Annotated in this window: 17 protein-coding genes; 8 read left to right on the top strand and 9 right to left on the bottom strand. The window is 69.2% G+C overall.

Annotated features, from left to right (window positions below):
• The first annotated feature begins 3 nt into the window (after positions 1–3).
• The 3 genes from K2L43_RS18190 to K2L43_RS18180 all read left to right on the top strand — a co-directional run bounded on the left by K2L43_RS18190 (position 4) and on the right by K2L43_RS18180 (position 4,164).
• Entirely contained in the window at positions 4–2,820 is a 2,817-nt protein-coding gene (locus K2L43_RS18190; protein ID WP_011807158.1) for a BPTD_3080 family restriction endonuclease, read from the top strand.
• A gap of 130 nt (positions 2,821–2,950) precedes the next feature.
• Positions 2,951–3,667, top strand: coding sequence for a riboflavin synthase subunit alpha (locus K2L43_RS18185; protein WP_220638192.1), 717 nt, complete (start codon positions 2,951–2,953; stop codon positions 3,665–3,667).
• Positions 3,664–4,164, top strand: a complete 501-nt coding sequence (locus K2L43_RS18180; protein ID WP_220638191.1) for a GNAT family N-acetyltransferase — start codon at positions 3,664–3,666, stop codon at positions 4,162–4,164. The genes K2L43_RS18185 and K2L43_RS18180 overlap by 4 nt, the downstream gene beginning before the upstream one ends.
• Positions 4,165–4,270: 106 nt before the next feature.
• Here K2L43_RS18180 and K2L43_RS18175 read toward each other — a convergent pair whose 3' ends face one another.
• Together K2L43_RS18175 and K2L43_RS18170 are read right to left on the bottom strand one after the other, a co-directional pair.
• Complete coding sequence (locus K2L43_RS18175) at positions 4,271–6,367, bottom strand: TonB-dependent copper receptor (RefSeq protein WP_255580490.1); 2,097 nt, start codon at positions 6,365–6,367, stop codon at positions 4,271–4,273.
• A gap of 101 nt (positions 6,368–6,468) precedes the next feature.
• On the bottom strand, positions 6,469–6,855 hold the full coding sequence (locus K2L43_RS18170; RefSeq protein WP_123675478.1) for a hypothetical protein: 387 nt from the start codon (positions 6,853–6,855) through the stop codon (positions 6,469–6,471).
• A 103-nt stretch (positions 6,856–6,958) separates the two neighbouring features.
• On the opposite strand from K2L43_RS18170, the gene K2L43_RS18165 reads away from it, so the two are divergent.
• The gene (locus tag K2L43_RS18165) at positions 6,959–7,444 is read left to right on the top strand and encodes an NUDIX hydrolase (protein ID WP_220638189.1); all 486 of its coding nucleotides are present in this window, start codon (positions 6,959–6,961) and stop codon (positions 7,442–7,444) included.
• Between the two features lie 140 nt (positions 7,445–7,584).
• On the opposite strand, the gene K2L43_RS18160 is transcribed toward K2L43_RS18165, so the two are convergent.
• From K2L43_RS18160 to K2L43_RS18145, 4 genes are all read right to left on the bottom strand, one after another.
• Positions 7,585–8,562 carry a tripartite tricarboxylate transporter substrate binding protein gene (locus K2L43_RS18160; RefSeq protein ID WP_220638188.1) on the bottom strand — a complete coding sequence of 326 codons (978 nt, stop codon included), beginning with the start codon at positions 8,560–8,562 and terminating at the stop codon, positions 7,585–7,587.
• Positions 8,563–8,646: 84 nt separating this feature from the next.
• On the bottom strand, positions 8,647–9,873 hold the full coding sequence (gene tcuB / locus K2L43_RS18155) for a tricarballylate utilization 4Fe-4S protein TcuB (protein WP_220638187.1): 1,227 nt from the start codon (positions 9,871–9,873) through the stop codon (positions 8,647–8,649).
• A 5-nt stretch (positions 9,874–9,878) separates the two neighbouring features.
• Entirely contained in the window at positions 9,879–11,303 is a 1,425-nt protein-coding gene (gene tcuA / locus K2L43_RS18150) for an FAD-dependent tricarballylate dehydrogenase TcuA (RefSeq protein WP_370633118.1), read from the bottom strand.
• Positions 11,304–11,477: 174 nt separating this feature from the next.
• Positions 11,478–12,452: a LysR substrate-binding domain-containing protein gene (locus K2L43_RS18145; RefSeq protein WP_220638185.1), complete on the bottom strand. Its 975-nt coding sequence runs from the start codon at positions 12,450–12,452 to the stop codon at positions 11,478–11,480.
• 66 nt (positions 12,453–12,518) lie between these two features.
• Between K2L43_RS18145 and mnmA the strand changes: the two genes are divergently transcribed.
• Both mnmA and K2L43_RS18135 read left to right on the top strand, forming a co-directional pair.
• On the top strand, positions 12,519–13,658 hold the full coding sequence (gene mnmA / locus K2L43_RS18140; protein ID WP_220638184.1) for a tRNA 2-thiouridine(34) synthase MnmA: 1,140 nt from the start codon (positions 12,519–12,521) through the stop codon (positions 13,656–13,658).
• A gap of 237 nt (positions 13,659–13,895) precedes the next feature.
• Entirely contained in the window at positions 13,896–15,557 is a 1,662-nt protein-coding gene (locus K2L43_RS18135) for an L-lactate permease (protein WP_220638183.1), read from the top strand.
• Positions 15,558–15,664: 107 nt separating this feature from the next.
• Here the strand turns inward: K2L43_RS18135 and ssb are convergent, their stop codons facing one another.
• The gene (ssb, locus tag K2L43_RS18130; RefSeq protein WP_015914621.1) at positions 15,665–16,210 is read right to left on the bottom strand and encodes a single-stranded DNA-binding protein; all 546 of its coding nucleotides are present in this window, start codon (positions 16,208–16,210) and stop codon (positions 15,665–15,667) included.
• A gap of 134 nt (positions 16,211–16,344) precedes the next feature.
• The gene (locus K2L43_RS18125) at positions 16,345–17,526 is read right to left on the bottom strand and encodes an MFS transporter (protein WP_220638182.1); all 1,182 of its coding nucleotides are present in this window, start codon (positions 17,524–17,526) and stop codon (positions 16,345–16,347) included.
• A gap of 290 nt (positions 17,527–17,816) precedes the next feature.
• Between K2L43_RS18125 and uvrA the strand changes: the two genes are divergently transcribed.
• A complete protein-coding gene (gene uvrA / locus K2L43_RS18120) occupies positions 17,817–20,906 on the top strand; it encodes an excinuclease ABC subunit UvrA (RefSeq protein ID WP_220638181.1) in 3,090 nt (1,029 codons plus the stop codon).
• A gap of 235 nt (positions 20,907–21,141) precedes the next feature.
• Entirely contained in the window at positions 21,142–22,635 is a 1,494-nt protein-coding gene (gene putP / locus K2L43_RS18115; RefSeq protein WP_196994776.1) for a sodium/proline symporter PutP, read from the top strand.
• Between the two features lie 61 nt (positions 22,636–22,696).
• Here putP and K2L43_RS18110 read toward each other — a convergent pair whose 3' ends face one another.
• On the bottom strand, positions 22,697–24,658 hold the full coding sequence (locus tag K2L43_RS18110; protein ID WP_220638180.1) for a methyl-accepting chemotaxis protein: 1,962 nt from the start codon (positions 24,656–24,658) through the stop codon (positions 22,697–22,699).
• Between the last annotated feature and the right edge of the window lie 278 nt (positions 24,659–24,936).

The following is a 24,936-nucleotide window of genomic DNA, read 5'->3' as shown; positions in this document are numbered from 1 at the left end:
GCCTTGACCTCACCCACCTCCCTCATCATCAACTCAGCCTTCACCGAGCCGCAGCAGCACTGGGCCGAGAACCCCGACCGCACACTGAGGCGCGAGCCAGTGCGCCGCCCGGCGGGCTACGAGATCATCGACACGCGCGAGAACACGCGGCGGCAGGTGGCCATCCCGCTGGTGGACACCATCCGCGACCGGGTGCGCCAGTGGCGCGCCGATGGCTGGCCGGGCACCACGGCGGTGACGCTGGCGCTGCTGCAGCACTGGTGGGATGCAGACAAGGTGTCGCGTCGCCAGTACCCGTTCTACTTTTGCCAGCTCGAAGCCATAGAAACGCTGATCTGGCACCTGGAGGCGCTGCCTGAATATCGGCAGGGCATCTTCATCGAGGGCGACGGCGGCGCGTTTGAACGGTTGTGCAACAAGATGGCCACGGGCAGCGGCAAGACTACGGTGATGGCTATGGTCATCACCTGGCAGGTGCTGAACGCGTTGACCTACCCCAAGTCGCCGCGCAAGTATTCCAGCGCCATTTTTCTGGTGGCGCCGGGCCTGACGGTGAAGTCGCGCCTACAGGTGTTGATGCCGGGGCACGAGCAGAACTACTACGACCAGTTTGAGCTGTGCCCTTCCGAGGCGCTGCGGCAAAAGCTCAACCGGGCCAGCATCCTGATCGAAAACTGGCACACCCTGATGCCACTGAAAGAGCAAGAGCGCTCGGTGGTGAAAAAGGGCAAAGAGAGCGACGAGGCTTACACCCGCCGCGTGCTGGGCCCGCTGGCCAACGCCAAGAACCTGGTGGTCATCAACGACGAGGCGCACCATGCCTACCGCAAGCCCGCCGACATCAAGGTGAGCAAGGCCGAGGCCGAGGCGCTGGGCATTGACCTGGACGAGGCCACCCGCTGGGTGGAGGGGCTGGACCGCATCCACAAAACCCGGCGCATTGCGCGCTGCTACGACCTGTCGGCCACGCCCTTTGCGCCCACGGGGCGCAGCAACACCGAGGCGGGCCTGTTCAGCTGGGTGGTGTCGGACTTTGGCTTGAACGATGCCATCGAGGCCGGGCTGGTGAAAACGCCGCGCGTGGTGGTGCGTGACGATGCTCTGCCCAATGCGCAAACGCTGCGCCCCAAGCTCTACCACCTGTACCGCGAGCCCGATGTGGCCGAAGACCTGAACCGCAAGGCCGAAGCCCACGAACCCCTGCCCGCGCTGGTGCAGCAGGCCTACACGCTGCTGGGGGCCGACTGGCGTGCCACGGCGGCCGACTGGGCGGCGCAGGGGCACCTCTCGCCCCCAGTGATGCTGACGGTATGCAACCGCACCGAAACCGCAGCACGGGTGGAGCACTATTTCACCAAGGGCCATGCGCAGTGGGCCGAGCTGCACGATGCCCAGCGCACGCTGCGGGTGGATTCCAAAGTGCTGGAAAAAGCCGAAGTGGGCGAAGCGGCCAGCGCCGACAAAGACTATGACGCGCGCCTGCGCAGCATCGTGCAGGCCGCGCGGATTGAGCCGCAGAGCAAAGAGCGTTGGCTGGCCAGCAGCACCAAAAAAGAAGAAGTGCTGCGCGAGCTGGTGGACACGGTGGGCAAACCTGGCCAGCTGGGGCAAGACCTGCAGAACGTGGTGTCGGTGGCCATGCTGTCGGAGGGCTGGGACGCCAAGACGGTGACGCACATCATGGGGCTACGCGCCTTCACCAGTCAGCTGCTGTGTGAGCAGGTGATTGGCCGGGGCCTGCGCCGCGTGGCCTACGACATCGACCCCACCACGGGCCTGTATGCGCCGGAATTTGTGAACGTGTTTGGCGTGCCGCTGTCGGTGGCTATGCCACCCGGTGGTGATGGGCCCCCGCCGCCACCGCCCAAGCCCAGCGTGCAAATCAAGGCCCTGCCCGAGCGGCAAGTGCATGAGATCAAATGGCCCAACATCCTGCGGGTGGACCAGGTGGTGCGTCCACAGCTGGTCGTGGAGTGGAGCAAGGTGCCGACGCTGACGATTGACCCGGCCAAAGTGGCACTGCACGCGGACATTGCCCCCGCGCTGGGCGGCGCAGCCGACTGGAGCCAGATCACCACCATCGACCTGGAGAAACTGCCCGAGGAGTTTCGGCTACAGCGACTGGTGTTCAAGGCGGCGCAGAAGGCATTTGAGCAGTTGCAAGACCAGTTCAAAGGGCAACGGGAATACTTGCTGTTTCAGTTGGTGCGGCTGGTGGAGACGTTTCTGGCGTCGGGCAAGATCGACATTCCGTCGCTGTTTCATCAAGACCCGCTGCGCCAGCGGATTTTGTTCTCCATGCACATGGATGCCATCGTGCAGCATCTGATGGCCTATGTGATCGAGCAAAACACCTTGCGGCTGGAGGCAGTGTTTGATGGCGAGCGTCCGGTGGGCAGCACGCGCGACATGCGCACCTGGTACACCACGCGCGTAGCCGAGCCCACGCAGCGCAGCCAGATCAGTCACATCGTGGTGGACAGTGGCTGGGAAAAATACGCTGCCAATGTGGCCGAAACGCACCCGGATGTGGCCGCCTGGGTAAAGAACGACCACCTGGGTTTTCACATCCTGTATTTGTGGAACGGCACCAAGCGCAAGTACATCCCTGACTTCTTGGTGCGATTCACATCAGGCAAGACCCTGGTGCTGGAGATCAAGGGCGAAGACTCACCCCAAGACCAAGCTAAACGACAGGCACTGGATCAATGGGTGCAGGCAGTGAATGCGCAAGGCGGCCTGGGCAGTTGGGCGTGGGATGTGGTGGCAGGTAGCGCAGCAGGGTTGCAAGATGTCCTTGCGAAGCACGCTGCGAAGTGATGAATTCGCATCTTCCCCCTGACCGAGCTTTACGCGTCAAAGGGGCCATGCGCAGGCCAGTAGCGGCTGGCAGAATCCCGTCTCTTTCTCCTCGCGGGGCAGGTTGCACTGCCCAAGGAAATCCACGTTTATGTTCACAGGCATCGTCCAAGCCACGGCCACCATCGCCGCCATCGACGACCGCGCCGGCCTGCGCACCTTCACCCTCGACTTTCCCGCCGGCTTCTGCCATCAGCTTGCCATCGGCGCCAGCGTGGCGACGGACGGCGTGTGCCTCACGGTGACCGAGATCCTCTCGCCCACGCGCGCCACGTTCGACGTGATGCTGCAAAGCCTGAACATCACCACGCTGGGCAGCTACGCCGTGGGCGACCGCGTGAACGTGGAGCGCGCCGCCAAGGACGGTGCCGAGATCGGTGGCCACCCGCTGTCGGGCCACGTGGATTTCACCGGCACGCTCGTGGAGCGCCGCGAACTGGAGAACAACCTTGTCTGGCGCGTGGCCGTGCCCGAGGCGTTTCGGCGCTACGTGTTTGCCAAGGGCTACATCGCCCTCCACGGCGCCAGCCTCACCGTGGCCGAGGTGGACCGCGCCGAGGGCTGGTTCGAGGTCTGGCTGATCCCCGAGACGCGCCGCGCCACCGTGTTCGAGAACGTGCAGGTGGGCGACCGCCTAAACATCGAGATCGAGCGCAGCACCCAGGTGGTGGTGGATACCGTGCGCGAAGCGGTGCAGGAAAGCCTGGGCCGCCTGGCGCCGGTGCTGGAGGGGCTGCTGAAAGAGAAGGGCCTGTCGCTGGACGACTACCTGCCGCACCCGTCCAAGGCCCTGCCGCCGCAGCGATGACCGGTGCGCCGCGCGCCCTCACGCCGGCCGACTTGCCCGCGTTGCTGGCGGTGCAGCGCGCCTGCTACGGCGACGCCTACGTCGAAAGCGCCGAGGTGTTTGCCCGCCGCCTGGCCAGCCCCGTGAACTGCTCGCTGGTGCTGGAGCATGAGGGGTGCGTGGCCGCCTACCTGGCGGCCTACCACTCGCTGCTGGGCAAGGTCACGCCGCTGCACGGCGACTTCGATGCCGTGCCGGCGCCCGACACGCTGTATCTGCACGACATGGCGGTGCTGCCCGCCTGCGCCGGCCGGGGCCTGGCGCGTGCGTTGCTTACGCGGCTGCTGCCGCGGGCCCGCGCGGCGGGGCTGCGCCACACGGCGCTGGTGTCGGTGCAGAGCTCGCAGACGTACTGGGCGCGCCAGGGCTACGCCGTGCACCCCGTGCAGGACGCCGCGCAGCGGCGCCACCTGGACAGCTACGGCGCCGGCGCGGTGTACATGGCGCAGGCACTATAAAAACGATAGCTTTTAGCGCTTGCCATCAAAGGATTTCAGAACGTTTTGTTCCTGAAAGCCCCATTCGGCAAGCGCGACCAGCTATCTTTTTAATTACCTCCGAAGCCTAGAACTGCAGGTCCGCGCGCAGCCACAGCGTGCGGCCGGGTTCGTTGATGCGCACGCCGCCCGGGTAGCCGAAGCCGGCGTTGCCCGCCAGGTTCAGGTGCTCGGCGTAGTTCTTGTCCAGCAGGTTGTCCACCCCGGCGGCAAGCTTCAGCTGCGCGTTGATGCGGTAGCCCGCGTGCAGCGACAGCACGCCGAAGCCGGCGCTTGCGCCCAGGTCGCGGCCCACCACGTTGCCCTGGCCGTTGGCATGGCGGTGCTGCGCGGCCACCAGGCGCCACAGGCCGCCGGCGCTCCACGGGCCCTGGGCGTATTCCAGGCCCAGGCGCGCCTCCAGCGGCGGCATCTGCGGCAGCGGGCGGCCTTCACTGGTGTTGCGGCCCCAGCTGTAGGCCAGCGTGCCCTGCGCCGTCCACGCCGTGCCCAGGCGCTGGCTGGCGCCCAGCTCCAGCCCGGCGGTGCGGGCGTCGACGTTGCGCACGGCCGATTTCATGCCGGTGTAGTCGAACAGGATGTAGTCGCGCACCACGCCCACATAGGCCGAGGTCCACAGCTGCCAGTCCGCGCCCTTCCACTGCGCGCCCATGTCCAGCTGCGTGGTCTTCTCGGGGCGCAGCGTGGCGAAGGCGTTGCCGGCGCTGGCCGCGCTGTTGCCGGGGGAGATCAGCTCCCAGTAGTCCGGAAAGCGCTGCACGTGCCCCAGGCCCGCGTAGACCAGCGCGCCCTGCGGCGCCAGCGTGCGTTCCCAGCGCACGAAGCCGCTGGGCATGGCCGAGCGCGTGCGGTGGTCCGCGCCGGCCGCCGGGGCCATGCCGCCCATGCCGCTCGGGGCAGGGTAGCGCCAGGCCTCGGCGCGGTCCAGGCGCAGGCCGCCCACCCAGCGCGTGTCGGCCTGGGCCTGCCATGACAGCTCGGCAAATGCGCCCAGGTTCTCGAACTTGGCGTCGCGCATCCAGGGCTTGCTGTCGTAGGGCACGCTGGGCGTGCCGGTGCGCTTGTCGTGCGGGCTGCGCTGTGCGTCCAGGCCCGTCTCCAGCTGCCAGTCGGGCTGCCACTGCAGCGTGGCGGCCACGCGCGCGCCCTCGGTGGTGCGCCGCACGTTGCTGGCCATGGGCATGGACATGCTGCCGCCGGGCTGGAAGGTGCGCAGCGTGAAGTTGTCCATCACGTGGTCGGCGCGGTTGCCGTAGACCTGTGCCTGCAGCTTGGCCAGCCAGGGCGTGAGGTGGCGCTTCTCGAAGCGCAGGCCCCAGCTCTCGCGCTTGAACTGTGTGCCGTCCATGCCGCGCCCGCCGTAGCGCGCCTCGCCGTCGCCCGTGCCGGCGCTCAGCTCCAGCAGCGTGTCCGCGTCGGGCGTGAAGCCCAGCGCCACGTCGGTGTTCCATTTGTCCCAGGCCGAGGGCACGCGCCGGCCGTTGCCGTCCTTGTAGTCCTGGCCGTGGGAATGGTTGGCGGTCACGCGCACGTACACCTGCGCGTTGCCGGCCTGAAAGTCCACGTTCTGGTCGTTGCGCCCGGCGCTGGCGCCCAGCAGGCTGGCGCTGAGGCGCACGCCGGGTTCGGTGAAGTCAGGGCGCTCGCGGTCAAAGCGCACCACGCCGGCCGAGGTGCCCGGCCCCCAGACGACGGTCTGCGGCCCCTTGACGACGGTGAGCGTGTCGTAGGTCTCGGGCGAGATGTAGGAGCTGGGCGCGTCCATGCGCCCCGGGCAGGCGCCCAGCAGCTGCGTGCCGTTGGTCAGCAGCGGCAGGCGCGAGCCGAACTGGCCGCGGAACACCGGGTCGCCGTTGGAGCCACCGCTGCGGATGGCCGAGAAGCCCGGGATGGTCTTGAGGTAGTCGGCCGCGTCGCTGGCCGGCACGGGCTGGCGCGGCTGCTTGGGGTCGGCCACCACCTGCACGGGCGAGTGGTCGTGCACGGCCGTGACGACCACGTCGCGCAGCGTGTGCTCGGGGGCCGCGGCCGCGTTGTTCACGGCGTCGTTCGCGGCCAGGGCCGGGCCTGCCAGCAGCAGCGCGCAGGCCAGCGCGCAGGGGGTGAGGTGCGAGGACAGGGGTGCGCACCGCAAGGCAGGCGCGCGGAAGGAATATGCAGTCATGAGAAATCCACGCCCGGCGCTGCTCGGCCGCGGGGGCGGCAGATCAGCGCGCAGGCAAACAACGGAAGGCGCCAGTCCCACGGGCCGGCGGGTGGTTGCAGTCAGGCGTGGGTGGAAGGCGGGCCGCGCGGGGGCAGCGGCGCCTGGGCGCGCCAGGCCGCCACGGCCGGCGCGCGGCTGCGCTGTGCGGGGTGCACGCGCGGGGCGGGCGGGCGCAGGGCGGCCAGTGCCAAGGCTGGCGGCGTGGCCAGGGCAATGCACAGCAGGCAGCCGGGGTCGGCATGGTGGCTGTCGTGCGCAGCCGGGTCTGCGTGCGGCGCAGGGCCACCCGCGGGTGCGGCGAAGCAGACGTCCAGGTGCGCCAGGTCGACTGCCGGCAGCGCCTGGCGCACCTGCACGTTGGCCCACAGCGCCACCAGCCACGCACACACGAACACCGCGAGGACCGCGGAGCCCAGGCGTCGGTGGTGGCGAATGCGCTGCAGCATGGGGTGGGGATTATCCCGAGCGCTGCGCGTTCGGGGCGCGCCGGAACTTGACCCAGCGCAAGCCGTCAGAAAGTGTCCACATGCGCTGGTGATAATCGCGGCTATGCCAAACCGCTGGAAACCCAACGTCACCGTGGCCGCCATCGTCGAGCGCGAGGGCCGCTTTCTGTTCGTCGAGGAAGACACGGCCGACGGGCTGCGGCTGAACAACCCCGCGGGCCACCTGGACCCGGGCGAGTCGCCCATCCAGGCCTGCGTGCGCGAGGTGCTGGAGGAGACGGCCTACGACTTCGAGCCCACGGCGCTGGTGGGCGTGTACCTGAACCGCTTCACGCGCACGCGCACGGGGGATGACATCACCTACCTGCGCTTTGCGTTTGCGGGCAATGTGGGCGCGCACCACGCCTGGCGGTCGCTGGACGACGGCATCCTGCGCGCCGTGTGGCTCACGCCCGAGGAGCTGCGCAGCTGCAGCGCGCGCCACCGCAGCCCGCTGGTGCTGCAGTCCGTCGAGGATTACCTGGCCGGCCGGCGCGCGCCGCTGGACTTGATCCACACCGACGCCAGCGTGCTGCGGACGCCGGGCTGATGATCAGGGCGCTTGGCTTGGCTCGCAGCGCCAGCCAAGCCAGCAGACGCCGTGGCGCGGGCTTGGCAGGGTCACTGGCCGTCGCCCCTCCTTTTCGCAAAGCGAGAGCAGGGGGACGCGGCGCAGCCGCTCATGGGAGGTCACTGCGCGGTGATCTTGCGCTCGCGCACGATGGCGCCCCACTGGTCGTATTCCTTCTTCATGAAGCTGGCGAGCTCGGCGCGCGTGGTGGGGTGGGGCGACAGGCCGTGCTTGTTCAGGGCCTCCTTCACGCCGGCGTCGTTGAGCGCCTTCACGATCTCCTTGTTCCAGCGCTCCAGCAGCGGCGCGGGCGTCTTGCCCGAGGCCACGAAGGCATACCAGTTCAGCGCCTGAAAGCCCGGGAAGCCCGATTCCGCCACCGTGGGGATGTTCGGCAGGTAGGCCGGGCGCGTCAGGCCGGTGGTGGCCAGCGGGATCAGCTTGCCCGCTTCCACGTGCGGCATGGCGGTGGGCGGCGCGGCGAAGTAGCTGGTCACGCGCTCGCCCAGCAGGTCCTGCAGCGCGGGTGCGCCGCCCTTGTAGGGCACGTGGACCATGTCGATGCCGGCGCGCTGGTTGAACAGCTCGCCCGCCAGGTGCGAGGCCGAGCCCGCGCCGGTGGAGGCATAGTCCACGCTGCCGGGCTTGGCCTTGGACAGTTGCACGAACTCGGCCAGGGTCTTCACGCCCGCGCCCTTGTGCACCACCAGCACGTTGGGGAAGTACACCCCGCCCGAGATCGGCGCCAGGTCCTTGAACGGGTCGTAGGGCAGCTTCATGAGGTGCGGCGCGATGGTCAGCGGACCCACCGAGCCGAACAGCAGCACCGTGCCATCCGATGCGCCCGCGGCCACCTGCTGGTGGGCGATGTTGCCGCCCGCGCCGCCCTTGTTCTCCACCACCACGGACTGGCCGATGTTCTCGGCCAGCTTCTTGGCGATCAGGCGGGCCGCCGCGTCGGCTGCGCCCCCGGGCGCAAAGCCCACGACCAGCGTGACCGGCTTGGCCGGCGGAAAGTCCTGCGCCAGTGCCGGGCCGGCCCAGGCGATGGAGGTGAGGGCCACGGCGGCGGCCTGGATCAGGGTGCGTTTTTTCATGGCGAGGCTCCTTTAGTCGTTGTAAGTCAAATGTTGCTCTAGCGCTTATCCATCAAGCGCTAACAGCTATGGTTTTAGAAGCAATCAATCGCTGCCCAGCCCGATCGGGTTGGGCTGGCGCTTTTCGGTGGTGTGGCGCAGCAGCGCGGCGGTGCGGAACACGCCGTGGGCGAACTTGCCGTAGGGCAGCGTGGCAAAGAGGGCCATCACCGCGCCCAGGTGCAGGCACAGCACCAGGGCCAGCGCGGGCGCGGCCGACGGGGTGATGCGCACCAGCCACAGCGCCAGGCCGCTTGCGGCCACCAGGAACAGCAGGGCGATGAAGCCCAGGTCCATGGGCTTTTGCGCGGCTTCGCCGTGTGCGGGGTGGCGCGTGCGGTTCAGGTACCACAGGCCGATCGTGCCCAGCACCAGCATCACGCCGCCCGCCACGCCCAGCAGTTTGGGAATGCTGGGTGCCTCGTAGGGCGCCTGCCAGCCGAAAACGTAGTGGTACACCGTGGCCAGCGAGGTCGCGGCAAAGCACAGCAGGAAGCCGTAGAACGTGAGGTGGTGCGCGCGGCGGCGCTTGAGGGTGTAGGCGTCGTCCTCGTTGTGGCAGCCGTCGCCATGGCCGCCGTCCAGGTACTTCAGGCGCAGCACGTCGTGCGCGGCCTCGGTGGCGGCGGGGGCGCTCACGTCGGCGCCGCTGGTGGCGGGCTTCACGTCCTTCCAGAAGCGGCGCACGCCCATGGACAAGGCCAACACCACGAACAGGAACACCGGCGCGAACAGGCCCACCAGCAGGTTGTGCGGGAACAGGCGGTAGAAGTTGCCGCCCAGGTCCGCGCCCCACAGCGCGCCGAGCCCGCCGCCCTGCAGCGCCGCGCCCAGCACCAGGAACAGCGTGAGCGCGGCCACGAGGGCCAGCGACAGCGTGAGGCCGTTGCGGCGGTACAGCCGGCCCAGCGCGGGCGGCCAGGCGTAGTCGGCGTAGGTCTGGCCGCGCACCTGGGCCATGGCCTGCGGGATGTTCACGGCGAATTCGTGCGGCGGGGCGTACTGGCAGGCGTGCAGGCAGGCGCCGCAGTTGTGGCACAGGTTGGCCAGGTAGTGCACGTCGGCCTGGGTGAAGTCCAGGCGGCGCGTCATGGCCGGGAACACGGCGCAAAAGCCCTCGCAGTAGCGGCAGGCGTTGCAGATCTGCATCTGCCGCGCCACCTCGGTCTCGGCGGCGCTCTGCGCCGGCGCGGGCACGATGGGAATCACGCGGGCGGGCCCGCCCTGGGCCAGGCCTATCGCTTCGTCGGTCAGGGATTTCAGGGTTTGCATGGTGTTCAGCCCTCGTCGTTCACCGCGCCGTGCGCGGCAGCCTGGCCCGCGGCGGCCAGCGCGGCGTTGCGCCCGGCGATGCGGCCGAAGGCCGTGCCGATCGACATGCCCACGCCGGCGGTGTAGCCCTTACCCAGCACGTTGCCGGCCATCATTTCGCCCGCCACGAACAGGTTGCGGCTGGGTTGGTCGGCGAAGCGCACGGCGGCCGTGTCGTCGGTGTGCAGGCCCAGGTAGGTGAAGGTGACGCCGGGCTTGAGCGCGTAGCCGTAGAACGGCGCGGTGTCGATGGGCCGCGCCCAGTGGGTCTTGGCGGGCGCCACGCCCTCGGTATGGCAGTCGTCCAGCGTGGTGTGGTCGAACTGGCCCACGCGGCAGGCGGCGTTGTAGGCGTTCAGCGTCTGCATGAAGGTCTCTGCGGGCAGGCCGAGCTTTTCGGCCAGCGCGGGCAGGCTGTCGGCCTTCACGCCGGGGAACACCGGCGGCATGAAGCGGCCGATGGCCTTGCTGTCGATGATGGAGTAGCCGATCTGCCCCGGCTGCTGCGCCACCAGGCGGCCCCAGATGGCATAGCGCTTGGGCCAGAAGTCTTCGCCCTCGTCGTAGAAGCGCTCGCCCTCGCGGTTGACCACCACGCCCAGCGACACGCAGTCGATGCGCGTGCAGATGCCGCCGTCGTACAGCGGCGCGCGCGCGTCGATGGCCACCATGTGCGCCTGCGTGGGGTCGCCGATGCGGTCGGCACCGTGGTCGTCGAGCAGGTGCTTCAGCAACACGCCGCGGTTGTAGGCCGTGCCGCGGATCAGGAAGTTGTCGGCCGGCCACTCGCCGCGCGCGTTCTGGCCCCAGGCCTCGCGCAGCCATTCGCGGTTGGACTCGAAGCCGCCGGCGGCCAGCACGCAGCTCTTGGCGGTGATGCGCTGGCCCTGCACCCAGGCGGCCTGGAAGGTGCCGTTCTCGATCTCGATGCGCTCCACGGGCGATTCGTAGCGCACCTGCACGCCCAGCGCCTCGGCGCTGCGGTAGTAGGCATTCACCAACGCCTTGCCGCCGCCCATGAAGAAGGCATTGGTGCGCGCCACGTGCAGCGTGCCGGCCAGCGCGGGCTGAAAGTGCACGCCGTGGCGGCGCATCCAGAGGCGGCAGGTGCTGGACGCGCGGATCACCAGGCGCGCCAGGTGCTCGTTGGTCTGGCCGCCGGTCACCTTCAGCAGGTCCTGCCAGTACTCTTCTTCAGGGTAGGCATCGACCAGCACGTCCTGCGGCGCGTCGTGCATGCAGCGCAGGTTGCGGGTGTGGGCGGAGTTGCCGCCGCGCCAGGCGCGCGGGGCCGATTCCAGCAGCAGCACGCGGCTGCCGGCCTCGCGGGCCATCAGCGCGGCGCACAGGGCGGCGTTGCCGCCGCCGATGACCAGGACATCGGTGTCCATCGGGGGAGATTGCATAGGTTTCGCTCGTGGGGTCGCGCCAGGCAGGGGCGAGGGGCGCAGCAGTCGAGCGTGGACTGTAGGCAGCGGCCCGCCAGCCGTGCAGCCGCGGGCGGGTATGGGGGTATCACGAACGGTGATGGCTGCGCGCCCGGGCGCGACGCCCGAAAGCAGCCGCTACGGGGCGGGAATCCCTGCCGGTGCCTGCGCCAGCAGTGAGGTGCCGATCCAGCGGCCCTCGGTGACCAGACCGCGGGCACAGTCCAGCAGCACCACGCGCGCGGCCAGTGCGGCGGGGGACAGCTCTTCGTCCGGCAGGCTGCACAGCAGGTTCACGCGCCGCGCCGGCGCGCCCGTGAGGCGCGCGCACTGAAAGCGCGTGGCCGCGTCCGGGTAGCGGCCCAGTGCCGCCCAGGGCTGCAGCGTGGAGCCCAGGCCGGCGTCCACGGCGGCCATCAACATGGCCAGCGAGTCCACTTCCAGCACCACATGCGGGGCGATGCCCGCGCTGGCAAAGGCCGTGTCCAGCGTGCTGCGCAGGCCGTGCGGGCCGGTGGGCAGGATGAGCGGCTCCTCGCGCAGCTCGGTGATCGCCACCTCGGCGGCCAGGCGCGGGGCGGCGGCGCCGCGCATCAGGAACAGGTCTTCTTCCAGCAGCGGCTGGATTTGCCAGCGCTGGGTGCGTCCGGCCAGTTGCGCCTGGTGCAGGCGCGAGTCGAACAGCACGGCCAGGTCCAGCTCGCGCGCATGCAGCATGGCCGAGAGGTGGCCCGACATGCCCTCCACCATGTGCAGCCGCACGTCGGGGTAGCGCGCGCGCATGGCCTGCATCAGCGGCAGCCCCAGCAGCGCCGAGGTGGTGGGCGCCAGGCCCACGGTGACGGTGCCCGACAGCCGCGCCTGCTGGGCGGCGCGCACCGCCTGCTCGGCATGGCGCAGGGTGAGCTGCGCCTCGCGGAAGAACGCGGCCCCGGCCTCGGTGGGGGCCACGCCGCGCGGCGTGCGGTGCAGCAGGCGCGTGGCCAGCTCGCCCTCCAGCCGGGTGATCTGCTGGCTCAGCGCGGACTGCACCAGGTTCAGGTCGAGCGCGGCGCGGCTCATGGAGCCCAGCTCCACCACCCGCACGAAATATCGCAATTGCCGCAGTTCCATCGTCTCCAACACCCGGTTGACCCCAGGCGCCGCCCGGCCGGGGGGGGCTGGGATAATCGCACAGATATGACGAAACACCGGGTCGTGGTGGGCCTGTCGGGGGGCGTGGACTCCGCCGTCACGGCGCACCTTCTCAAGCAGCAGGGCCACGAGGTGGTCGGCATCTTCATGAAGAACTGGGAAGATGACGACGACAGCGAGTTCTGCTCCAGCCGCCAGGACTTCCTGGACGCGGCCAGCGTGGCCGATGTGATCGGCATCGAGATCGAGCACGTCAACTTTGCCGCCGAGTACAAGGACCGGGTGTTCGCCGAGTTCCTGCGCGAATACCAGGCCGGCCGCACGCCCAACCCGGACGTGCTGTGCAACGCCGAGATCAAGTTCAAGGCCTTCCTGGACCACGCCATGCGCCTGGGCGCCGAGAAGATCGCTACCGGCCACTACGCGCGCGTGCGTCAGAACCCGGCCACGGGCCTGTTCGAGCTGCTCAAGGGATTGGACCCGTCCAAGGACCAGAGCTACTTTCTGCACCGCCTGAACCAGGCGCAGCTGTCCAAGACGCTGTTCCCCGTGGGTGAGCTGCACAAGACCGAGGTGCGCCGCATCGCTGCCGACATCGGCCTGCCCAACGCCAAGAAGAAGGACTCCACCGGCATCTGCTTCATCGGCGAGCGGCCATTCCGCGAGTTCCTCAACCGCTACATCCAGCATGCACCCGGCCCCATCCTGGACGACCGCGGGCGCAAGCTGGGCCGCCACGTGGGCCTGTCGTTCTACACGCTGGGCCAGCGGCAGGGCTTGGGGATCGGCGGTGTCAAGGAAAAAGGCGCCGGGGCGAAAGCACCGTCTGGCCAGCCGGTGCGCGGCGCGGGCGACCATGCGCCCTGGTTCGTGGCCCGCAAGGAGCTGGAGACGAACACCCTGCGCGTGGTGCAGGGCCACGACCACCCGTGGCTGCTGTCGCACCGCCTGGATGCGCAGGACGCGAGCTGGATTGCCGGCCATCCGCCCGCAGCAGGCGCCTGCGCCGCCAAGACGCGCTACCGCCAGCAGGACGCCGCCTGCACGGTGCTGGCCGCACAGGGCGACGCCTTCAGCCTGCAGTTCCCCGAGGCGCAGTGGGCCGTGACGCCGGGCCAGTCGGCCGTGCTGTACGACGGTGAGGTGTGCCTGGGCGGCGGGGTGATTGCGGCCGTGAACGGCTGAAAGCCCGCCCAGGGGGGGTAGGCGGCATCAAGGGATACCCGAATAGCCGGGATGCCGGACCTGCGTCCTTGCTATGGTGTGAAATTGCTTCAGCACCGGTCTCCGGTTTTTTCACGCTGCGTCGCGGGCGGGCTTTCTACAGTCTCGTCCGCGCCGCTCCAGTCGGTTGACCTCCGGTACTGGGCGTGCGAGGCATTTCTCCTTCCAAAACCGGGACAACAACAGGGGGCACAGGCTATGGTCTGGCAACAAATCTACGACCCACTGGGCAATATGGTCATCTCCACCGCACTGGCCGCGCTGCCGGTGGTGGTCATGCTCGCGGCCTTGGGCTTTTTCCACATCAAGGCGCATATCGCGGCAGGCATGGGCCTGATCACGGCGCTGCTCGTGGCGGTCTTCGTCTACGGCATGCCGGGCGACATGGCCGGCCGTGCGGCGCTGTTCGGTGGTTTCACCGGCCTGCTGCCCATCGGCTGGATCGTGCTGAACATCATCTTCCTGCACCAGCTCACCGAGCAAAACGGCAGCTTCGCCGTGCTGCAGGACTCGCTGTCGGGCATCACCGAGGACCGGCGCATCCAGCTCTTGCTGATCGCCTTTTGCTTCGGCGCGTTCTTTGAAGGCGCGGCCGGCTTCGGCACCCCCGTGGCGGTGACGGCCGCCATCCTCATCGGCCTGGGCTTCTCGCCGCTGGCGGCCTCGGGCCTGTCGCTGATCGCCAATACGGCGCCGGTGGCCTTTGGCGCCCTGGGCACGCCGGTGATCACGCTGGCCAAGGTGCACGGCTACGACCTGATGGAGGTGACGGCCATGATCGGCCGCCAGCTGCCCTTCTTCTCGCTGCTGGTGCCGTTCTGGCTGATCTGGGCCTTCGCCGGCCGCAAGGGCATGATGGAAATCTGGCCGGCCATCCTGGTGACGGGCGTGTCCTTCGCCATTCCGCAGTTCCTGGTGTCCAACTACATCGGGCCGGAATTGGTGGACATCATCGCCGCCATCGTCTCCATGGTCTGCCTGGTGGCCTTCCTGCGCGTGTGGAAGCCCAAGACGGTGTGGACGTCGCCCTCGCTGCGCGGCCACGACCCCAGCGCCGCAGAGGCCAAGCCGCCGCAGCCGGTCAAGCGCCACAGCACCCAGGCGCTGGTGGCCGCCTGGACCCCCTGGGTCATCTTGTCGGTGTTCGTGTTCATCTGGGGCCTGCCCTCGGTCAAGGCCTGGCTCAATGGCATCTTCGCGCCGGCCTTCCCCATGGCCGGGCTGCACAACCTGATCGAGAAGGTGCCACCCGTGGTGCCCGCGCCGCACAAGGAGGCCGCCGTCTACACGCTGAACCTGCTGTCGGCCACCGGCACGGGCATCCTGCTGTCGGCCGTGGTGAGTGCGCTGGTCATGAAGTACAACCCGGTCGCCATAGTCACCACGTTCTTCCGCACCTTCTGGCTGGTGCGCTACTCGCTGCTCACCATCGTGCTGATGCTGGCGCTGGGTACGCTCACGCGCTATTCGGGCACCGACACCACGCTGGGCCTGGCTTTTGCCAATACCGGCGTGCTGTACCCGTTCTTCGGCACGCTCATGGGCTGGATCGGCGTGGCGCTCACGGGATCGGACACGGCCTCCAACGTGCTCTTCGGTGGCATGCAGAAGGTGGCAGCCGAGCAATTGGGCCTGTCGGCCAACCTGATGGGCGCAGCCAACAGCTCGGGCGGCGTGATGGGCAAAATGATCGACGCGCAGTCCATCGTCGTGGCCTCCACCGCCACCCGCTGGTTCGACCACGAGGGCGACATCCTGCGCTACGTGTTCTTCCACTCCATCGCGCTGGCCTGCCTGGTGGGCCTGTACGTGACGATGCAGGCCTATGTCTGGCCGTTCTCCCTCATGGTGGTGCACTGATTTGAGTGTTTTTGGGCTGCAGCGCTTGCCCATCCAGCGCGAGCAGCTATCACCACCATAGCAAACGGGCGCCCTGGGGCGCCCGTTGTGCTTGGTGCGAGGCCGAATCAGAACGGAATGTCGTCGTCCATGTCGTCAAAGCCCGATGCGGCGCGCGGCGGCTGTGCCACGGGCGCGGGTGCGGGGCGGGCCGCGGGGGGGGCGGGGCGCGGCGCGGGTGCGGCGCGGCGCGGGGCCTCGTAGCCGCCACCACCACCGCCCCCGTTGTCGCCGTAGCCGCTGTCGTCATAGCCGCCGCCCTGGCCGCCGCCCATGCCCTGGCGGCTGCCCAGCATCTGCATGGTGTCGGCGCGGATTTCGGTGGTGTAGCGCTCCTGGCCGCTCTGGTCGGTCCATTTGCGCGTGCGCAGGCTGCCTTCCACGTAGATCTGGGAGCCCTTGCGCAGGTACTGGCCCACGATCTCGGCCAGGCGGCCGTTGAAGACCACGCTGTGCCATTCGGTGGCTTCCTTGTTCTCGCCGGTGTTCTTGTCGCGCCAGCGGTCCGTCGTGGCGATGCGCACGTTGGCGACCTGGTCGCCGCTGGGGAAGGTGCGCATCTCGGGGTCGCGCCCCAGGTTGCCGACGATGATGACTTTGTTCACGGATGCCATGAAAAATCCTTGTGCTTAGCCCGGACGGCAGGGAAGGGTTCCGGGCCAGATGAGTCCAACAGGCGACCCCTGCGAGGCCGCAGGTGCGCAGCATAGCGGCTTGCACGCCGCCGGTGCGCCGGAGGGTGAAAAAATCAGTGGCCGCCGCCGCGTCCCACCGGCCGCAGCGGCCAGGTGACGAGCAGCCACAGGGCCGTGAGCACGGCGGTGGCGGTGAACAACCCCGGCGCGCCCGCCCACTTCGCCAGCGCGCCGCCCAGCGCACCGCCCGCGAACAGGCCCAGCGACTGCAGCGTGTTGTAGGCGCCCAGCGCCGCGCCGCGCAGGTTGGCCGGCGCCATGCGCGACACCAGACTGGGCTGCGTGGCCTCCAGCGCGTTGAAGCCGCAGAAGAAGATGAACAGCAGCGCCGCCACCGGCATCAGCGATGGCGCAGCCCCTCCGGCCGCCAGCAGGCCAAAGCCCATCTGCACCACCAGCACCAGCCCAATGGCGACCAGCAGCGCAGCGCGCAGCCGCCCGCGCCGCTCCATGGCAAACAGCCCGCCCATGGCGACGAAGGACAGCACCACGGCCGGCAGGTACACCTGCCAGTGCGCGTCCTTGGGCAAGCCGGCCTGCACCAGCAGGGCCGGCACGGCCACCCACATGGCCATCTGCACCGTGTGCAGCACGAACACGCCCAGGTTCAGGCGCAGCAGGTCGGCATGGCGCCACACGTCGGCCAGGCGCCCGCGCGGCGCGTCGGCATGCTGCACCGGCTCGGGCGGCACCATCCACAGCACCACGGCCACGCCGCCCAGCGCCAGCGCGCAGGTCAGGCCGAAGAGGCCGGCCAGGCCGATGTGCGCGGCCAGCAGCGGCGCCGCCACCAGGGCGATGGCGAACATCAGCCCGATGCTGGCGCCCACCAGTGCCATGGCCTTGGTGCGCACCGCGTCGCGTGTCTGGTCGGCCAGCAGCGCCGTTACGGCGGCGGACACCGCGCCCGCACCTTGCAGCGCGCGCCCCACCAGCAGCCCCATCACCGAGTCGGCCAGCGCGGCGAGCAGGCTACCCGCGGCAAACACCAGCAGCCCCAGGACGATGACACGCTTGCGCCCGAAGCGGTCCGACGCCATGCCCAGCGGCAGCTGCAGCACCGCCTGCGTGAGCCCGTAGATCCCCATGGCCAGCCCCACCAGGGCCGGGTCGTCGCCGCCGGGGTACTTGCGGGCTTCGAGGGCAAAGACCGGCAGCACCAGGAACAGGCCCAGCATGCGCAGCGCGAAGATCAGCGCCAGGCTGATGCTGGCGCGGCGCTCCAGCGGGGTCATGGCGGTGGAGGGCGGAGTGGGTGTGGTGGTGTCCGGCACGGGCGCGGGGGCAAGTCAAAGCACGGATTCTCACCCATGGCCGGGCCGCACGCGGCAGGGCGGGCCATCGCGGCGTGTGGCGAATTGGGCATGAAATCGCGGTCAGATGCAATACAGATGAGCGCAAACAGCTATTTTTTTAGGAGCATCTGCATGGCTTACCAGACTGACGCCCAGGGCGCTCCGGCCGCAGCTTCTGCGCGGGCGGGGTGGGTGACCTATCATCGTGCGTTTGCCTCCAGGCACGCGCGATGCCCACCTTCGAGCCACCCTCCGACGATCGCCACCCTTCGCCTGCCGATGCGGCCGGAGGGCGCCCACTGGCGCAGGTCCTGCGCGAGCAGCGCATCAGCATCCGCGGGGCGCGCACGCACAACCTCAAGAACATCGACCTGGACATCCCGCGCAACCAGCTCGTGGTGATCACCGGGCTGTCGGGCTCGGGCAAGTCCAGCCTGGCGTTCGACACGCTGTATGCCGAAGGGCAGCGCCGCTATGTGGAGAGCCTGTCGGCCTATGCGCGGCAGTTCCTGGGGCGGCTGGACAAGCCTGATGTGGACCTGATCGAGGGTCTGTCGCCGGCCATTTCCATCGAGCAGAAGGCCACCAGCCACAACCCGCGCTCCACCGTGGGCACGGTGACCGAGATCCACGACTACCTGCGCCTGCTGTTCGCGCGCGCGGGCACGCCGTACTGCCCGGACCACGGCCTGCCGCTGTCGTCGCAGACCGTGAGCCAGATGGTGGATGCGGTGCTGGCCTTGCCCGAGGACACCAAGCTCATGCTGCTGGCGCCTGTGGCGCGCCAGAAGAAGGGTGAGTTCACCGAGCTGTTCATGCAGATGCAGGCGCTGGGCTACGTGCGCTTTCGCGTGGACGGGCAGATCTACGAGCACGAAAGCCTGCCCCAGCTCAAGAAGACCGAGAAGCACGACATCGACGTGGTGATCGACCGCTTGAAAGTGCGCCCCGACGCCCAGCAGCGCCTGGCCGAGAGCATCGAGGCCGCCCTGCGGGTGGGCGGGCACGAGGGCAACGGCCGGGTACTGGCGCTGGAGATGGACTCGGGCCAGGAGCACCTGTTTTCCAGCAAGTTCGCCTGCCCGGTGTGCAGCTACTCGCTGCCTGAGCTGGAGCCACGCCTGTTCTCGTTCAACTCGCCCACGGGCGCCTGCCCCGCGTGCGACGGCCTGGGCCAGCAGGAGGTGTTCGACCCCGCGCGCGTGGTGGCTTTCCCGGCCATCAGCCTCGCCAGCGGCGCCATCAAGGGCTGGGACCGGCGCAACGGCTACTACTTCGCCATGCTGGAGAGCCTGGCGCGGCATTACGGCTTTGATGTGGAGACGCCCTTCGAGGAGTTGCCCGAACGCGTGCGCGAGGTCATCCTGCACGGTTCGGGCGAGGAAGAGATCGCCTTCAGCTACCTGCTGGACAGCGGCCCGAACAAGGGCAAGCCCATCGTCAAGAAGCACCCCTTCGAGGGCATCCTGCCCAACATGGCGCGGCGCTACCGTGACACGGACTCGGCCGTGGTGCGCGAAGACCTCGCGCGCTACCGCAGCGCCCAGCCCTGCCCCGAATGCCACGGCGCACGCCTGCGCCGCGAGGCGCGCCATGTGAAGGTGGGCGAGGGCGACGCCGCGCTGGGCATCTACGACGTGAGCCACCGCACGCTGGCGGACGCGCTGCAGTGGTTCGCATCGCTGCAGCTGGCCGGCGCCAAGGCCGAGATCGCCGGCAAGATCGTGCGCGAGATCGCCGCGCGCCTCACCTTCCTGAACGACGTGGGCCTGTCCTACCTGAGCCTGGACCGCAGCGCCGAGACGCTCTCGGGCGGCGAGGCGCAGCGCATTCGCCTGGCCTCGCAGATCGGCAGCGGCCTGACCGGCGTGATGTACGTGCTGGACGAACCCAGCATCGGCTTGCACCAGCGCGACAACGACCGGCTGATCGCCACCCTCACGCGGCTGCGCGACCTGGGCAACAGCGTGATCGTGGTGGAGCACGACGAGGACATGATCCGCGCCGCCGACCACTGCGTGGACATGGGGCCCGGCGCGGGCGTGCATGGCGGTCGCGTGATGGCGCAGGGCACCTACGCCGAGCTGTGCGCCAACCCGCAATCGCTCACCGGGCAGTACCTGAGCGGCGCCAAGACCCTGCCGGTGCCTGCGCGGCGCACGCCCTGGCTGCCCGTGTTGCAACAGAGCGCCGCAGCGCCCGAACCCGACAAGAAGCCCAAGTCGCGCTTTCCCGAGACGGCTGCCAGCCTGCGCAAGAAGGAGCGCCTGGCCGAGCACCGCGCCACGCAGGGGCAATTGCAGGCGCTGCGCGTGGTGGGCGCCACGGGGCACAACCTGAAGGGCGTGAGCGTGCAGTTCCCGGTGGGGCTGTTCACCTGCGTGACGGGCGTGTCCGGCTCGGGTAAGAGCACGCTGGTCAACGACACGCTGCACAAGGCCGTGGCGCGCCAGCTCTACCGCGCGCACGACGAGCCCGAAGCGCATGAAACCATCGAGGGGCTGGAGTATTTCGACAAGGTCATCAACGTCGACCAGAGCCCCATCGGCCGCACGCCGCGCAGCAACCCGGCCACCTACACGGGCCTGTTCACGCCGATCCGCGAACTGATGGCCGAGACCACCACCGCCAAGGAGCGCGGCTACGGCCCCGGGCGCTTCTCCTTCAACGTGGCGCAGGGCTCGGGGGGCGGGCGCTGCGAGGCCTGCCAGGGCGACGGCGTGGTGAAGGTGGAAATGCACTTCCTGCCCGACGTGTACGTGCCCTGCGACGTGTGCCACGGCCAGCGCTACAACCGCGAGACGCTGGAGGTGCAGTGGAAGGGCAAGAACATCGCCCAGATCCTGGACCTGACGGTGGAGGACGCCCACGCCTTCTTCAAGGACGTGCCCACGATCGCGCGCAAGCTGCAGACGCTGCTGGACGTCGGCTTGTCTTATATCCGCCTGGGCCAGAGCGCCACCACGCTCTCGGGCGGCGAGGCGCAGCGCGTGAAGCTGGCGCAGGAACTCTCCAAGCGCGACACCGGCCGCACGCTCTACATCCTGGACGAGCCCACCACCGGCCTGCATTTCGCCGACATCGACCTGCTGCTCAAGGTATTGCTGCAGCTGCGCGACGCGGGCAACACCATCATCGTCATCGAGCACAACCTGGACGTCATCAAGACCGCCGACTGGGTCATCGACATGGGCCCCGAGGGCGGGGCCGGCGGCGGCACCGTGGTGGCCGAGGGCACGCCCGAGCAGGTGGCCCACAATGCGGCCAGCCACACGGGCCGCTACCTGGCGCCATACCTGTCTGCCGCCCAAAATCAGTAGTAACCCTGAGGTTTTGCGCCGCCGGCAGTTACAGTTGCGCACCGCGGCGGAGTGTTTCACTACGCCAGCGCGGCTTTATGGCGAATGATTGGGCGCGGGCTCTGGAATCATCGCGCCACTTCGCTGGCCGGCGCTTGTCGGCACGGCAGCCCCCGGCCTCCGCGCCGGCTTCTCCTCCACCTTTTTTTGGCAGGACTTCGCGGCGCGCAGCGCGCCCCGCGGGCCTGGACGTTTCATGAACCTGCTAGACCCGACCGTCATCACCTTCGGCATCTACCTGCTGGCCATGCTGTTCATCGGCTGGCTGGGCTACCGCGCGACGACCGACCTCTCCGACTACATCCTGGGCGGGCGCAGCCTGGGCAGCTTCGTCACCGCGCTGTCGGCCGGCGCGTCCGACATGAGCGGCTGGCTGCTCATGGGCCTGCCCGGCGCGGTGTACCTGAGCGGGCTGAGCGAGGCGTGGATCGCCATCGGCCTGACCATCGGCGCCTACCTCAACTGGCGCCTCGTGGCCGCGCGGCTGCGCCTGTACACCGAGCGCACCAACAACGCCCTCACGCTGCCCGACTACCTGGCCTCGCGCTTCGAGGACGGCTCCAACGTGCTGCGCCTGGTGACCACGGCGGTGATCCTGGTGTTCTTCACCATCTACTGCGCCTCGGGCGTGGTGGCCGGTGCGCGCCTGTTCGAGAGCATGTTCGGCCTGCCCTACCAGACAGCCCTGTGGGTGGGGGCGCTGTGCACCATCGCCTATGTGTTCATCGGCGGCTTCCTGGCGGTGAGCTGGACGGACACCATTCAGGCCTCGCTGATGATCACCGCGCTGATCCTGGCGCCCGTGGTGGCCTACTTCGCCGTCACCGGCGAGCTGCAGGCCGGCCAAAGCCTCACCGAGATGATCGGTGCGCAGAAGCTCGACCTGATGCACAACGCCAGCGTGATCGGCGTGGTCTCGCTCATGGCCTGGGGCCTGGGCTACTTCGGCCAGCCGCACATCCTGGTGCGCTTCATGGCGGCGGATTCGGTGGCCTCCATCCCGCGCGCGCGCCGCATCGGCATGACCTGGATGGTGCTGTGCCTGGGCGGCGCCGTGGCCGTGGGCCTGGTCGGCATCCCGTACTTCGCGGTGCACACGCAGCAGGCCGCCGGCGTGCAGGCCAATGCCGAGACGGTGTTCATCGAGATCGCGCGCCAGCTCTTCAACCCCTGGATCGCCGGCCTGCTGCTGGCGGCCATTCTGGCGGCGGTGATGAGCACGCTGTCGTGCCAGTTGCTGGTGTGCTCCAGCGCGCTGACCGAGGACATCTACCGCGTGTTCCTGCGCAAGAACGCCACGCAGCGCGAGCTGGTGTGGGTGGGCCGAGCGATGGTGTTCGCCATCGCCGTGGTGGCGATCGTCATCGCGGGCAACCCCAACAGCCGCGTGCTGTCGATGGTGAGCTACGCCTGGGCGGGCTTCGGCGCGGCGTTCGGGCCGGTCATCCTGCTGTCGCTGTTCTGGCGCGGCATGACGCGCAACGGCGCGCTGGCCGGCATCGTGGTCGGTGCCGTGACGGTGGTGGTGTGGAAGCAGGGCGGCTGGCTGGGGCTGTACGAGATCGTGCCCGGCTTCGTTCTGGGCGCGCTGGCCGTGGTGCTGGTGAGCAAGCTGGGCAAGCAACCCTCACCCGCCATGCTGCAGCGCCACGACGCGGTGGACGCCGAGATGGCGCGTCTGCAAGCCTGAGGCGAATGCGGGTTTGAGGCAAAGTGGCCTCAAACCCTTGTGGGATAAGCGCTAGAAGCTATTAATTATATAGCGCAACGGCGTGCGGTCGTTCGCCCAGCTTGAACACCGCCACGCCCTCCACCAGCTCCTGCGCCTGGCTGCGCAGGCTGGCGGCGGCGGCGGCCATCTCTTCGACCAGCGCGGCGTTCTGCTGCGTGGTCTGGTCCATCTGGCTCACGGCCTCGCCCACCTGGGCCACGCCCAGAGACTGTTCGCGGCTGGCGTTGCTGATCTCGCCCATGATGTCGTTGACGCGGCGCACGGCGGTCACCACATCTTCCATGGTCTTGCCGGCGCGCTCCACCAGCGCATTGCCGCGTTCCACGTCATGCACGCTGGCGGAGATCAGCTCCTTGATCTCGCGCGCAGCGCCCGCGCTGCGCTGCGCCAGGCTGCGCACCTCGCTGGCCACCACGGCAAAGCCGCGGCCCTGCTCGCCGGCACGCGCGGCCTCCACGGCGGCGTTCAGCGCCAGGATGTTGGTCTGGAACGCGATGGAATCGATCACCCCGATGATGTCCGCGATCTTGCCGGACGAGCTGTGGATGCCGTGCATGGTCTGCACCACCTGCGCCACCACCTCGCCGCCCTGCGCGGCCACGCCGCTGGCGCTGGTGGCCAGCTCGCTGGCACGCGCGGCGCTGTCGGCGTTCTGGCGCACGGTCGCGGTCATCTGCTCCATCGATGCGGCGGTCTCTTCCAGGGCGCTGGCCTGGCTTTCGGTGCGGGCGGCCAGGTCGGTGTTGCCCTGCGCGATCTGCGCGCTGGCCGTGGCCACGCCCTCCGCGCCCTGGCGCACGCGGCCCACCACCTCGGTGAGCTGGCGGCGCATCTGCAACAGCGCGGCGATCAGGCGGCCCATCTCGTTGCTGCCGTGGGCGATGTCGCTGCCCGACAGGTCACCGCGCGCCACGGCGCGGGCCAGCTCCACGGCCTGCGCCACCGGCTGCGTGATGGAGCGCACGAAGACCAGCATCAGCACCGTGGCGCCCGCCAGCGTGCCCAGCAGCGCCAGCGCCTGCCACGCCAGCGTGGCGCGCAGGCGGTCGATGCGCGCCTGCAGGGCCTCGTCCACGCCCTGCATGGCCTGGGCGTTCAGTGCGTACAGCGCGTCGATGGTGCGGGTGTAGGTGTCGAAATACTCCTGCGCGGGCAGCGTCAGCGTGTCGGCCTGCAGCAGGGCCTTGTCGGCCAGGGCCAGCGTGGCCGTGATTTGCGCGTCCAGCGTGCGCGCGGGCGCGCCCAGCGTGGCCGCAAAGGCAGGGCTCGCCTCGGTGGCGCGCGCCAGGTTGCGCAGCGTGTCGCCCTGCAGCTCCACCACGCGCTGGCGCAGCGACTGCAGCAGCCCCTTGGCCTCCAGCGGCAGCTCGCCGCCGCGGCCCAGGAAGCCCGCGCCCTGGGCGCGCATCACGCCCAGCTTCTCACCCAGCTGCGGCGCATGCACCAGCGAGGCCTGGATCAGCGCGTTGGTGGCGAAGTCGGGGTCCAGCTGCAGCTCGTAGCTGTGCAGCAGCTGCTCGCCGGTCTGCAGCAGCGACGTGATCAGCGCCGTGTGCTGCGCCGTGCTTTGCGCGGCCGGCAGCGAGCGTGCGGCCACGGCCGGCTCCAGCTGCTGCCAGGCCTGCTGGGCGCGCTGCCAGGCGTCGCGCTGGGCCGCGGGCACCTGCGCCGCGTCCAGGCGGGCGGTGGCCTCGGCGAAGGCTTTGTTCACCGCATCGCGCGCGGCCGGGCGCCGGGCGGCCAAGGTCTCGTCGCCGCCCAGCATGCCGTTGGACAGGCCGCGGTGCACCTGCAGCCCCTGCACCACCTTGTGCAGCGCCAGCAGCGGCGGGGCGCCACGGGCCTCGTGGCGAGCGCGCGCCAGGTCGTCGAGCGCGCCGCTCACGAACAGCCAGGTGGGCACGGCGCTCATGAGGATGCCGGCGAGGCCCAGGAGGAGGAATTTGTAAAGCAGCGGCAGGCGCTGAGAAAGCGAGGTCATAGCGGGAACCTTTCCTTGTCCGCGAGACCGCCTAGGGCCTGTTCACACTATTTTTGCCAGATGCGTTGCGATCAAAAAGGGCCAGGCGCAAGGCGCCAAACGAAGCTGGGGTGCTACCCCAGCGAGGCTTGGCAACGCCGCGAATGGCCCTTTTTGATCGCAACCCGGAGGGAACGGAGTGAAAACCGCGCCATTCGTCGTTGCCCTCCTAGCCAAGGCCCCGGCCTTGGCGTCGTCACGCGCCTAGATTGGCGCGGTTTTCACGCCATTCGCACTGG

This window comes from Diaphorobacter sp. MNS-0 (assembly GCF_019602835.1).
GTDB lineage: Bacteria > Pseudomonadota > Gammaproteobacteria > Burkholderiales > Burkholderiaceae_C > Diaphorobacter > Diaphorobacter nitroreducens.
This window is presented reverse-complemented; position numbering and strand designations above follow the sequence as displayed.

What these genes read in the sequence shown, in the direction of transcription:
- K2L43_RS18185 (WP_220638192.1), top strand. Translation starts at nt 2,951, where the DNA reads ATGTTCACAGGCATCGTCCAAGCCACGGCCACCATCGCCGCCATCGAC.
- K2L43_RS18180 (WP_220638191.1), top strand. Translation starts at nt 3,664, where the DNA reads ATGACCGGTGCGCCGCGCGCCCTCACGCCGGCCGACTTGCCCGCGTTG.
- K2L43_RS18175 (WP_255580490.1), bottom strand. Translation starts at nt 6,367, where the DNA reads ATGACTGCATATTCCTTCCGCGCGCCTGCCTTGCGGTGCGCACCCCTG.
- K2L43_RS18170 (WP_123675478.1), bottom strand. Translation starts at nt 6,855, where the DNA reads ATGCTGCAGCGCATTCGCCACCACCGACGCCTGGGCTCCGCGGTCCTC.
- K2L43_RS18165 (WP_220638189.1), top strand. Translation starts at nt 6,959, where the DNA reads ATGCCAAACCGCTGGAAACCCAACGTCACCGTGGCCGCCATCGTCGAG.
- K2L43_RS18160 (WP_220638188.1), bottom strand. Translation starts at nt 8,562, where the DNA reads ATGAAAAAACGCACCCTGATCCAGGCCGCCGCCGTGGCCCTCACCTCC.
- tcuB (WP_220638187.1), bottom strand. Translation starts at nt 9,873, where the DNA reads ATGCAAACCCTGAAATCCCTGACCGACGAAGCGATAGGCCTGGCCCAG.
- tcuA (WP_370633118.1), bottom strand. Translation starts at nt 11,303, where the DNA reads ATGGACACCGATGTCCTGGTCATCGGCGGCGGCAACGCCGCCCTGTGC.
- K2L43_RS18145 (WP_220638185.1), bottom strand. Translation starts at nt 12,452, where the DNA reads ATGGAACTGCGGCAATTGCGATATTTCGTGCGGGTGGTGGAGCTGGGC.
- mnmA (WP_220638184.1), top strand. Translation starts at nt 12,519, where the DNA reads ATGACGAAACACCGGGTCGTGGTGGGCCTGTCGGGGGGCGTGGACTCC.
- K2L43_RS18135 (WP_220638183.1), top strand. Translation starts at nt 13,896, where the DNA reads ATGGTCTGGCAACAAATCTACGACCCACTGGGCAATATGGTCATCTCC.
- ssb (WP_015914621.1), bottom strand. Translation starts at nt 16,210, where the DNA reads ATGGCATCCGTGAACAAAGTCATCATCGTCGGCAACCTGGGGCGCGAC.
- K2L43_RS18125 (WP_220638182.1), bottom strand. Translation starts at nt 17,526, where the DNA reads ATGACCCCGCTGGAGCGCCGCGCCAGCATCAGCCTGGCGCTGATCTTC.
- uvrA (WP_220638181.1), top strand. Translation starts at nt 17,817, where the DNA reads ATGCCCACCTTCGAGCCACCCTCCGACGATCGCCACCCTTCGCCTGCC.
- putP (WP_196994776.1), top strand. Translation starts at nt 21,142, where the DNA reads ATGAACCTGCTAGACCCGACCGTCATCACCTTCGGCATCTACCTGCTG.
- K2L43_RS18110 (WP_220638180.1), bottom strand. Translation starts at nt 24,658, where the DNA reads ATGACCTCGCTTTCTCAGCGCCTGCCGCTGCTTTACAAATTCCTCCTC.